This is a genomic window from Escherichia sp. TW14182 (assembly GCF_000208525.1).
Lineage (GTDB): Bacteria > Pseudomonadota > Gammaproteobacteria > Enterobacterales > Enterobacteriaceae > Escherichia > Escherichia ruysiae.
On sequence record NZ_AEJZ01000087.1, the window covers coordinates 1 to 10372 of the forward strand.

Here is a 10372-nt window from a genome sequence, read left to right on the forward strand (position 1 = left end):
ACGCGTCTTATCATGCCTACACACCACACCGCACATTTCAACAATCTATCTTTCATCCCATATTCATCAACATCCGCTATTATTGGTTTTCAGACTCATCATCACCTGATAAACAATAATGACGAAACCCAATCACGAGCTTAGCCCGGCGCTGATCGTGCTAATGTCGATCGCCACCGGTCTGGCGGTCGCCAGCAACTATTACGCTCAGCCATTGCTCGACACTATCGCGCGTAACTTTTCCCTTTCTGCCAGTTCAGCGGGCTTTATTGTCACCGCCGCGCAGCTAGGTTATGCCGCCGGTCTGCTATTTCTTGTTCCCCTCGGTGATATGTTTGAACGCCGCCGCCTGATTGTCTCGATGACCTTACTGGCAGCGGGCGGTATGTTGATTACCGCCAGCAGTCAGTCACTGGCGATGATGATCCTCGGTACGGCATTAACGGGTTTATTCTCGGTCGTGGCACAAATTCTGGTTCCGCTGGCGGCAACACTGGCCTCGCCGGAAAAACGCGGCAAGGTGGTTGGCACAATTATGAGCGGCCTGCTACTAGGCATTTTGCTGGCGCGTACCGTTGCCGGGTTGCTGGCAAATCTCGGCGGCTGGCGCACCGTTTTCTGGGTCGCAGCAGTATTAATGGCGCTAATGGCGCTGGCGTTATGGCGCGGCCTGCCGCAGATGAAATCGGAGACGCACCTCAACTACCCACAGTTGTTAGGTTCCGTTTTCAGCATGTTTATCAGCGATAAGATCCTGCGCACCCGCGCGGTACTGGGCTGTCTGACCTTTGCTAACTTCAGCATTCTGTGGACATCAATGGCCTTTTTGCTTGCCGCGCCGCCTTTTAACTACAGCGATGGAACGATTGGTCTGTTTGGCCTTGCAGGAGCCGCTGGGGCGCTGGGCGCACGTCCGGCAGGTGGTTTTGCCGATAAGGGTCAATCGCACCTGACAACAACTTTCGGCCTACTGCTGCTGTTGCTTTCATGGCTGGCGATCTGGTTTGGTCACACTTCCGTGCTGGCGCTGATTATTGGCATCCTGGTGCTGGATCTCACCGTACAGGGCGTGCATATCACCAATCAAACCGTGATTTATCGTATTTATCCTGATGCACGTAATCGTCTGACCGCAGGCTATATGACCAGTTACTTTATTGGCGGTGCCGCCGGTTCACTGATTTCGGCCTCTGCCTGGCAACATGCCGGTTGGGCTGGCGTTTGTCTGGCTGGTGCGACGATTGCCCTGGTTAATCTGTTGGTCTGGTGGCGAGGTTTTCATCGTCAGGAAGCCGCTATTTAGACAATCAGCAACCGTTTTCGTGGCTTTACACTTATAAGGGTGTTAAGAAGCCCATCAGTCTGATAAGGTTAAGATATTCATTCAGTCCATTTATAATTTTAACAGTCGTTAAGCGTACACTCTATGGTAAGCCCTACTCCTCTGCCTGCTTCAGGTTCGGCGACCTTCATGGAAGGATGCAAAGACAGTTTACCGATTGTTATTAGTTATATTCCGGTGGCCTTTGCTTTCGGTCTGAATGCGACCCGTCTGGGATTTTCTCCTCTCGAAAGCGTTTTTTTCTCCTGCATCATTTATGCAGGCGCGAGTCAGTTCGTCATTACCACGATGCTGGCAGCCGGGAGTAGTTTGTGGGTCGCTGCGCTGACCGTCATGGCAATGGATGTTCGCCATATCCTGTATGGTCCATCGTTGCGTAGCCGCATTGTTCAGCGTTTGCAAAAATCGAAAACTGCATTGTGGGCGTTTGGCCTGACGGATGAAGTTTTTGCCGCAGCAACGGCAAAGCTGGTACGCAATAATCGCCGCTGGAGCGAGAACTGGATGATTGGCATTGCCTTCAGTTCATGGTCATCGTGGGTATTTGGTACGGTTATAGGGGCATTCTCTGGCAGCGGATTGCTGCAAGGTTATCCAGCCGTTGAAGCAGCATTAGGCTTTATGCTACCGGCGCTCTTTATGAGTTTTCTGCTCGCCTCTTTCCAGCGCAAACAATCCCTTTGCGTTACCGCAGCGTTAATCGGCGCCCTTGCGGGCGTAACGCTATTTTCTATTCCCGTCGCCATTCTGGCAGGCATTGTCTGTGGCTGCCTCACTGCGCTAATTCAGGCATTCTGGCAAGGAGCGCCCGATGAGCTATGAGGTTCTGCTGCTTGGGTTACTGGTTGGCGCGGTTAATTACTGCTTTCGCTATTTGCCGCTGCGCCTGCGTGTGGGTAATGCCCGCCCGACCAAACGTGGTGCGGTGGGTATTTTGCTCGACACCATTGGCATAGCCTCGATTTGTGCTCTGCTGGTTGTCTCTACCGCACCAGAAGTGATGCACGATACACGCCGTTTCGTGCCCACACTGGTTGGCTTCGCGGTACTGGGTGCCAGTTTCTATAAAACACGCAGCATTATCGTCCCGACACTGCTAAGTGCGCTGGCCTACGGGCTCGCCTGGAAAGTGATGGCGATTATATAACCCACAAGAATCAATTTTCTAAAACAATACATTTACTTTATTTGTCACTGTCGTTACTATATCGGCTGAAATTAATGAGGTCATACCCAAATGGATAGTTCGTTTACGCCCATTGAACAAATGCTAAAATTTCGCGCCAGCCGCCACGAAGATTTTCCTTACCAGGAAATCCTTCTGACCCGTCTTTGTATGCATATGCAGAGCAAGCTGCTGGAGAACCGCAATAAAATGCTGAAGGCTCAGGGGATTAACGAGACGTTGTTTATGGCGTTGATTACGCTGGAGTCTCAGGAAAACCACAGTATTCAGCCTTCTGAATTAAGTTGTGCTCTTGGATCATCCCGTACCAATGCGACGCGTATTGCCGATGAACTGGAAAAACGCGGTTGGATCGAGCGTCGTGAAAGCGACAACGATCGCCGCTGCCTGCATCTGCAATTAACGGAAAAAGGTCACGAGTTTTTGCGCGAGGTTTTACCGCCGCAGCATAACTGCCTGCATCAACTCTGGTCCGCGCTCAGCACTAGCGAAAAAGATCAGCTTGAGCAAATCACCCGCAAGTTGCTCTCCCGTCTCGACCAGATGGAACAAGACGGCATGGTCCTCGAAGCGATGAGCTAACGCGTCATCTCGCTCAAAAATCCAGATTTATAAAAGAAAAACTGACCGGCCAGCATCGCAACGTGCTGGCCTTTTTGGCAAGCAGGTCGGCTCAGCCGATGAGTTAAGAAGATCGTGGAGAACAATATGAGCGCAAATGCGGAGACTCAAAACCCGCAGCAACCGGTAAAGAAGAGCGGCAAACGTAAGAGTCTGCTCCTCCTTCTCACCTTGCTCTTTATCATTATTGCCGTAGCGATAGGAATTTATTGGTTTTTGGTACTGCGTCATTTTGAAGAGACCGATGACGCATACGTGGCAGGGAATCAGATTCAAATTATGTCTCAGGTGTCTGGCAGCGTGACGAAAGTCTGGGCCGATAACACCGATTTTGTAAAAGAAGGCGATGTGCTGGTCACTCTCGACCCGACAGATGCTCGCCAGGCGTTTGAAAAAGCCAAAACTGCGCTGGCTTCCAGCGTTCGTCAAACCCACCAACTGATGATTAACAGCAAGCAGTTGCAGGCGAATATTGAGGTGCAGAAAATCGCCCTCGCTAAAGCACAGAGCGACTACAACCGCCGTGTGCCGCTGGGCAATGCCAACCTGATTGGTCGCGAAGAACTGCAACACGCCCGCGACGCCGTCACCAGCGCCCAGGCGCAACTGGATGTCGCCATTCAACAATACAATGCCAATCAGGCGATTATTCTGGGAACTAAACTGGAAGATCAGCCTGCCGTGCAACAGGCCGCTACTGAAGTACGTAACGCCTGGCTGGCGCTGGAACGTACCCGTATTGTCAGCCCAATGACCGGCTATGTCTCCCGCCGAGCCGTTCAGCCTGGTGCGCAAATTAGCCCAACGACGCCGCTGATGGCGGTCGTTCCGGCTACCAATATGTGGGTGGATGCCAACTTTAAAGAGACGCAGATTGCCAATATGCGCATCGGCCAGCCGGTCACTATCACCACTGATATTTACGGCGATGATGTGAAATACACCGGTAAAGTGGTCGGTCTGGATATGGGTACAGGTAGCGCGTTCTCGCTGCTTCCGGCGCAAAATGCCACCGGTAACTGGATCAAAGTCGTTCAGCGTCTGCCTGTTCGTATTGAACTGGACCAAAAACAGCTTGAGCAATACCCACTGCGTATCGGCTTGTCCACGCTGGTGAGCGTCAATACCACTAACCGTGACGGTCAGGTACTGGCAAACAAAGTACGTTCTACGCCGGTCGCGGTAAGTACCGCGCGTGAAATCAGCCTGGCACCTGTCAATAAACTGATCGACGATATCGTAAAAGCTAACGCTGGCTAATCCAGAGGTGCGTGTGATGCAACAGCAAAAACCGCTGGAAGGCGCGCAACTGGTCATTATGACGATTGCGCTGTCACTGGCGACATTCATGCAGGTGCTGGACTCCACCATTGCTAACGTGGCGATCCCCACTATCGCCGGGAATCTGGGCTCATCGCTCAGCCAGGGAACGTGGGTGATCACCTCCTTCGGGGTGGCAAACGCCATCTCGATCCCCCTTACCGGCTGGCTGGCAAAACGCGTCGGGGAAGTGAAGCTGTTCCTCTGGTCAACCATCGCCTTCGCCATTGCGTCGTGGGCGTGTGGTGTTTCCAGTAGTCTGAATATGCTGATCTTCTTCCGCGTGATTCAGGGGATTGTCGCCGGGCCGTTGATCCCACTTTCGCAAAGTCTGTTACTGAATAACTACCCGCCAGCTAAACGCTCGATCGCGCTGGCGTTGTGGTCGATGACGGTGATTGTCGCGCCAATTTGCGGCCCAATCCTCGGCGGTTATATCAGTGATAATTACCACTGGGGCTGGATATTCTTCATCAACGTGCCAATTGGCGTGGCGGTGGTGTTGATGACACTGCAAACCCTGCGCGGACGCGAAACCCGTACAGAAAGGCGGCGAATTGATGCCGTGGGGCTGGCGCTGCTGGTGATTGGTATCGGTAGCCTGCAAATTATGCTCGACCGGGGTAAAGAGCTGGACTGGTTCTCATCGCAAGAAATTATCATCCTCACCGTGGTGGCGGTGGTGGCTATCAGCTTCCTGATTGTCTGGGAGTTGACCGACGATAACCCGATAGTCGACCTGTCACTGTTTAAATCGCGCAACTTCACAATTGGCTGCTTGTGTATCAGCCTCGCCTACATGCTCTACTTCGGCGCAATTGTTCTGTTGCCGCAATTATTGCAGGAAGTCTACGGCTACACGGCAACCTGGGCAGGGCTGGCATCTGCGCCGGTAGGGATTATTCCGGTGATCCTGTCGCCAATTATCGGCCGTTTTGCGCATAAACTGGATATGCGTCGGCTGGTAACCTTCAGCTTTATTATGTATGCCGTTTGCTTTTACTGGCGTGCTTATACCTTTGAACCGGGTATGGATTTTGGTGCATCGGCCTGGCCGCAGTTTATCCAGGGCTTCGCGGTGGCCTGCTTCTTTATGCCGCTGACCACCATTACGCTCTCTGGTTTGCCGCCGGAACGACTGGCGGCGGCGTCGAGTCTCTCCAACTTTACGCGAACGCTGGCGGGGTCTATAGGGACATCAATCACTACGACTATGTGGACTAACCGCGAGTCACTGCACCATGCGCAGTTGACCGAATCAGTGAATCCGTATAACCCGAACGCCCAGGCGATGTACCATCAACTGGAAGGGCTGGGAATGACGCAACAGCAAGCTTCCGGCTGGATTGCCCAGCAGATCACTAATCAGGGGTTGATTATTTCCGCCAATGAGATCTTCTGGATATCAGCCGGGATATTCCTCGTCCTGCTGGGGCTGGTGTGGTTTGCCAGGCCGCCATTTGGCGCAGGTGGCGGCGGAGGCGGCGCGCACTGATGTTGTCAAAGGGAGCTGCGGCTCCCTTTTTATTTGCTCATTCTACAAACGGTTGTTTTATCCACTCAATCGGTGTATCTTCTCGCCGCCTCACACTCTTCCATTCACCATTAACCGGTTCTGAACATTCGTTCAGGTTGTTAATTCTCTTTTCCCTTCGCCCTCGCTTTCGCGGGTGATACTTACATTTTTCTTTTAACCCCAAAACTCGCACCCTCGCGGGCGTACATTTATTACACACCAAATAATGGATTATTATGAATACCCAACGTAAATACGGGAGAACCTGGCACTACCCTTTCTCCCCTGGCACCACCAGCGATGACCGCATTAACGCCAGTTACTGGCAAGATATGCAGGCAATTTCGCAACTGGTACATACTGAAAAACTCGACGGCGAAAATAACTGTCTTAATCGCTTCGGCGTGTTTGCCCGTTCCCATGCAGCCCCTACGGAATCGGCATGGAGCTATAAGATTCGCCAACGCTGGCAACTACTGAAAAACGATCTCGGCGATCTGGAGTTGTTTGGCGAAAATCTTTATGCCGTTCACTCCATTGAATACCGGGCACTGGAGCAGGATTTTTATCTGTTTGCCGTTCGCTGTCAGGACATGTGGTTAAGCTGGGAAGAAGTTCAGTTTTACGCCGCCTTGTTTGATTTCCCCTGCGTCCCGGAAATTTCCGGCCCGCAGCCGGGGAATGATGAAAAAAGCTGGCAACATGATTTTCTGGCGCTGACCTGTGAGCGCGGCGCGTTCGATCCCTGGGATACGCAAACCGGGCAACCCTGTACGCTGGAAGGCATTGTCAGCCGAAATCGCGACGCATTTCCCGTTGCCGATTTTCCCCATAATGTATTCAAGTACGTGCGCAAAAATCATGTCAAAACCAGCGAACACTGGAAGCGCCACTGGCGTCGGGCGCGGATGGCACATGAGTTCGCTTATGGAGAACAGTCATGATTTGGCGACTTACCGACGATAAACGCTGGTCGACACTTCGCCAGCGTTTTAGCTGGGTTGAGGAGATGCATCACACGCCACAAGACCCGGAGCATCATGGTGAAGGTGACGTCGGCGTGCATACCGAAATGGTGCTTAACGCCCTCGTTACTCTGCCAGAATTTCAGCAACTCCCCGCTCAACAGCAGGAAGTTTTATGGGCGGCGGCGTTATTGCATGATGTTGAAAAGCGCAGCACTACCGTGCAGGAAAACGGACGTATTCAGTCGCCTGGCCACGCTCGTCGGGGCGAACTGACGGCCCGACAAATTTTATGGCGCGATATCCCCACACCATTTGTGCTGCGCGAGCAAATCGTTGCACTGGTGCGTCTGCATGGGTTACCGCTATGGTTACTGGAACGTCCGGAACCGGAGCGTTTACTGCTCACTGCTGCGATGCGCGTCGACACGCGTCTGCTCGCCCTGCTTGCCCGTGCCGATCTGCTTGGTCGTCATTGCCCTGATAAGCAGTCAATGCTGGAACGCATCGATCTGTTCGTGCTGTTTTGCCAGGAGCAACAATGCTGGGGAAAAGTGCGCCCATTCGTTTCTGATTCCGCACGCTGGCATTACCTGACCCATGAACAAAGTTCTCCCGATTTTGTTCCCTGGGAGGCTGAACATTTTGAAGTTACTTTGCTGTGTGGCTTACCGGGAATGGGCAAAGATCGCTATATCAGTGAACAGTGCCAGGGAATGGATGTTATCAGCCTTGATGACATGCGGCGGCGAATCAATGCCAGCCCGGACGACAAAACCGCCACCGGGCGTATTGTGCAACAGGCAAAAGAAGAGGCGCGCGTGCGACTTCGGCAAAAGAAGTCGTTTGTCTGGAATGCAACGAACATTACCCGCCAGCTGCGTAGCCAGCTTATCAGTCTGTTTACGGCTTACGGCGCACGAGTAAAAATCGTTTATCTGGAAGTGCCGTGGTCGCAATGGAAGCAGCAAAATGCCAGACGCGAGTATGCCGTTCCTGAAGCGGTGGTGATGCGGATGGCCTCAAGGCTGGAAGTTCCACAACCTGATGAAGCGCATAGCGTGGAATATCGGGTGACTGACAGGTAGAAAGCCGGAGAATTAAACACCTGCCCGATACGTTTATCGTATCGGGCAGATTTACATTGCCTGAGAAGAGAATACTTTTGCACTTTTCTTAATGAGGAAATATTTAATCTTATTATTTACGTGCATATAACCCATGCATGGAAACCAGACTTACATTATTTTTTGATAATAATCCTGGTGTTTTTTATATCTAAAAAGATGTGCAAACAATAAACATGCAATTAATCAGTTACTGTTACTAACCCCGCAAAATTCCGAAAAAACATCTTATTGATTTCCTTTGCTTTTTCTTTGCTCATTTTTATGCCTTAAGACATTTAAAAATTTCCGCTAAGTAAAATTATGCACCTTATTTTCACCCTAATGCCTAAACCATCAAAACAAATTAATATCAAATTAAACTGATTTATAATTATTGGCCTCACACACTACCCTTCATTTACAGAACAGCAACCTGATTCAGCGGCCTTAAAATCTAATTTTTTACGTAGTTACTGTGGATTCGCTATTTATCTTAAAATAAATCATAAGGATGAAAATTAACTTTATGAATATCAGACAGCATCCCTTGTCCACGCTGGCAATAGCTATTTCAACTGTGCTATCAATACCAATTTCTCAGGCATGGACACCACCAGCCACTATCAACAGCGATGTGACAATCAATAATAATGATGTCGTAACCTTATCTTCATCAGAAAATAACTCACCAGTATGGGACCAGTTTCGGTATCTTAATGTTGGAGCAACAAGTGCAGGAACGTTGAATATAGACGGGCGGGATCTGACTACTGCTAAAATCGTAATCGGTAATGCGACGTCAGGGACAATAAAATTAGAAAATAACACTCATCTGACGCTTAGTCATGCATCGCCTAATGAACGCGATATTTACCTGGGAACTAATGGCGGTTCAGGAACTTTAATGGTACTTAGCGGTAGTACTATCACCGATTTAAATGAATTCAGAATCGGTGAATTTAATTACCAGGCACAGGGGCAAGTCGTTATTGACGGTGAGGGATCATCCGTTGCCGCACGGTATGTGATGGTAGGCGATCAGGGGACAGGTAAACTCGAAATCACTCATGGCGGTCGTCTTACAGCGTCAAAAGATATGATCATTGGCTTTAATGGAAATATGGAGAATTTTCAGGGAACGGGATACGGTGAAACGCTGGTTGATGGTGACAATTCTTCATTAGCCGTGAATGAGTTTATCTCCCTTGGGGGATTGGGCTCATTGCTGAACGAAGCAAAGGGTATTCTTACCGTGAGTAATAATGCCACGGTCAGCGCGAATCAATTTATCTGGCTTGGAATGGACGAAACCAGCACCGGTATTCTAAACATTGGTGGAGCGCAGGGAGAAGCCGAGCAAAAAGCGGGGGCAATTAAGACGCCGATTATCCATATGGGAAGCGAGGTCGGGGACAGTACTGCCCAGATTAATTTCAACCATTCCAGCGAAGATTTTATCCTGGCAGCAGATATCGTTGGCAAAGGCGAGGTTAACCAGGTAGGTTCCGGAGTCACGACGTTGGCTGGCGCAAATACCTATTCTGGCCAAACGAATATTAGTAAAGGCACCCTGCGCGCCGGTATCAACGATACCTTTAGTCCAAACTCCAGTTATGTCGTCTCCAGTGGAGGGAATATTGATTTAGCTGGTTTTTCACAAACCTTAAATGCGCTGGATTTGGCGGGTACGGCAACACTATCGTCCTCAAAAAATGGCGACAAATTCACGCCTGCCACACTCACCATCAATGGCAATTACACCGCTAATAACGGTTTGTTAGTTATGCGTACCGAACTCGGCGATGATAATTCCGCGACCGATAAATTAATTATAAAAGGCAACACGTCTGGTCATACCCGTGTGAGTGTTCATAATGCCGGTGGTCAGGGCGCCGATACGCTTGAAGGTATCCGCATTGTTGAAATAACGGGGGCATCTGAGGGAACATTTAGTAAAGAAGGCCGTATTGTTGCCGGAGCCTATGATTACAACGTGACGAAAAGTGACGATCAGAACTGGTACTTAACCAGTGAAACCCCACTTATACCACCTGTTGACCCTGTAATACCTGATTCACCAGAGCCACCTGATACACCGACACCGGCTTCTCCTTATACCCCCGTTTCACCAGAACCACTGCCAGAAAGAAAGCATCAGTATCGCCCGGAGATTAGTAGCTATCTGGCCAATATTCAGGCTGCAAATACGCTGTTTAATACCCGGCTGCATGACCGTCTGGGGGAAACACAGTACACCGACCTGCTAACCGGCGAGCAGAAAGCGACCAGCTTGTGGATGCGTAACATTGGTGG

General features: G+C 50.5%; 9 protein-coding genes. All 9 read left to right on the forward strand.

Annotated elements, in window-relative coordinates:
* Positions 1 to 118 precede the first annotated feature (118 nt).
* A complete protein-coding gene (locus EQY_RS0108955; protein ID WP_000165720.1) occupies positions 119 to 1303 on the forward strand; it encodes an MFS transporter in 1185 nt (394 codons plus the stop codon).
* Positions 1304 to 1426: 123 nt separating this feature from the next.
* On the forward strand, positions 1427 to 2164 hold the full coding sequence (gene ygaZ, locus EQY_RS0108960; protein WP_000254578.1) for an L-valine exporter subunit YgaZ: 738 nt from the start codon (positions 1427 to 1429) through the stop codon (positions 2162 to 2164).
* Positions 2154 to 2489: an L-valine transporter subunit YgaH gene (ygaH, locus tag EQY_RS0108965; protein WP_000119757.1), complete on the forward strand. Its 336-nt coding sequence runs from the start codon at positions 2154 to 2156 to the stop codon at positions 2487 to 2489. Before ygaZ ends, ygaH begins: the two co-directional genes overlap by 11 nt.
* A 90-nt stretch (positions 2490 to 2579) precedes the next feature.
* Complete coding sequence (gene emrR, locus EQY_RS0108970; RefSeq protein ID WP_000378436.1) at positions 2580 to 3110, forward strand: multidrug efflux transporter EmrAB transcriptional repressor EmrR; 531 nt, start codon at positions 2580 to 2582, stop codon at positions 3108 to 3110.
* Positions 3111 to 3236: 126 nt separating this feature from the next.
* Complete coding sequence (gene emrA, locus EQY_RS0108975) at positions 3237 to 4409, forward strand: multidrug efflux MFS transporter periplasmic adaptor subunit EmrA (RefSeq protein WP_024212478.1); 1173 nt, start codon at positions 3237 to 3239, stop codon at positions 4407 to 4409.
* A 16-nt stretch (positions 4410 to 4425) separates the two neighbouring features.
* Positions 4426 to 5964, forward strand: coding sequence for a multidrug efflux MFS transporter permease subunit EmrB (gene emrB, locus EQY_RS0108980; protein ID WP_024212479.1), 1539 nt, complete (start codon positions 4426 to 4428; stop codon positions 5962 to 5964).
* A 257-nt stretch (positions 5965 to 6221) separates the two neighbouring features.
* Positions 6222 to 6929, forward strand: coding sequence for an RNA ligase family protein (locus EQY_RS0108985; protein WP_001097121.1), 708 nt, complete (start codon positions 6222 to 6224; stop codon positions 6927 to 6929).
* The gene (locus EQY_RS0108990; RefSeq protein ID WP_000638289.1) at positions 6926 to 8038 is read left to right on the forward strand and encodes an ATP-binding protein; all 1113 of its coding nucleotides are present in this window, start codon (positions 6926 to 6928) and stop codon (positions 8036 to 8038) included. The genes EQY_RS0108985 and EQY_RS0108990 overlap by 4 nt, the downstream gene beginning before the upstream one ends.
* A gap of 532 nt (positions 8039 to 8570) precedes the next feature.
* Positions 8571 to 10372, forward strand: a 1802-nt coding sequence (locus tag EQY_RS23925) for an autotransporter outer membrane beta-barrel domain-containing protein (protein WP_237712261.1), incomplete at its 3' end; no start/stop codon positions are given.